The organism is Synechococcus sp. R55.8, from assembly GCF_047461895.1.
Lineage (GTDB): Bacteria > Cyanobacteriota > Cyanobacteriia > Thermostichales > Thermostichaceae > Thermostichus.
On sequence record NZ_JANSIB010000016.1, the window covers coordinates 30,435 to 31,863 of the forward strand.

The window sequence follows — 1,429 nt, forward strand, 5'->3', positions numbered from 1 at the left end:
TCAACCCCAGCCAAGCCTGCCGCGGCCAAGAAGGGATCCCTCCCCTTGACCCCGAAGTTGCCGACCAATTGCGGGACAAAATTGTCCTGGTGGGTTTTGTGGGCGGCTACCCCGAAACCTTCCCGGTGCGGACTGCGGATGGATCCCAGATTGCGGCGGTGGAGCTGCAGGCGCAAGTCCTCTCCAGCCTGCTCACCGGGGAGGTCTACCAATCCGTGCCGGGGGGGGTGGCGGTTGCGGTGGTCTTGCTGCTGGGAGTGGGAACGGGACTGCTTTTGGTGCTTTATCGTCCCCCCCTACGTTCGCGTCAGCGGTGCGGAGCACTTTTGAGCCATTGGGGCTGGAAGCAACAGCAGTTTCTCCTGCGACCCATGGTAGGGCTTGCCGTTTACGAAGGGTGGGCTGTGGCCCAGTTTCTGCTGTGGCGTTGGGTTTGGCCTCTCGTCTTGCCGGCCCTGGCCAGTGGGCTAACGGGGGTGAGCCTGCTGCTCACTTTGGTCATTGTGGAGAATCAAGAACGGCTCTTGGCCCAGCAACAGGAACTGGAGCGCCTGCGCCGGGCCGAACAGGAGGCCGCCATTGACCAGGCTCGCAAGCTGCTCTACCGAGTAGCCACCGACATTCACGATCGCGAGCTGCAGGAGCTGAAGGTGGTGATGGACAACTTGGAGAGCTTGCAATGGCAGCAGCATCAGGGAAAAGCTCCCGATCCCACCGTCTACGACCACCTGCTCGAGCAACTGGAGAGGATCGGACGCGGGATCCGGAATCAGCTCAACGATGTGCGCACTCTAGCTGCCAAGCTGCGCATCTCCCCCAGCTTACGAGAAGGGCTGCATCGAGGCATCGAGATCTATCTGGATGAACTGATCCAAGCGGGCAGCCTAACGCTATCTGTAGAGCGGCAACTGCAACCGCTGCAGGAGCCCAACACCGGTGAGTGGTTTGATCAGCGAGAAGACATCTTGCGCTTTTTGCGGGAGGCCATCGGCAATGTCATCGCCCATGTACAACCCCCCAAAGGCAATGCTTCCTTTGTCAAGGTGTCGCTGGCCCAAACGGAGCGCCACTGCTGCCTTTCCGTGGTCAACGATGGTATCGAGTACGCTCCCGGCCTCAGCGGCGGCTACGGCAGCAAGGCCATGAACACCATCGCCCGCTATCTACCCAAGGGATCCTGGCATCGCACCCGCACCCCAGAAGGCCATACCCATGTCGAGCTGCACTGGGAGATGCCGCTCTGAAAGACCTACACAGCACTGAACAGAACAGATTTTTGCTCAGCGCTGTTGCTTTCTTCCTGCTTCAGCAACCCTTAACTAGCGGTAGGTTTTAGACCTACCACCCCGCCAGAGGAGTCTCCACAGGCGTTAGTTCCCCCAGAGCTTGGGGTACATTTCAAACGGTAGCTGGGGTCTAGAAACATAAA

Annotated in this window: 1 pseudogene; it reads left to right on the plus strand. The window is 59.6% G+C overall.

From position 1 onward, the window contains the following. Positions 1–1,244, plus strand: a pseudogene (locus NW829_RS03075) (histidine kinase); the annotation flags it as partial. Between the last annotated feature and the right edge of the window lie 185 nt (positions 1,245–1,429).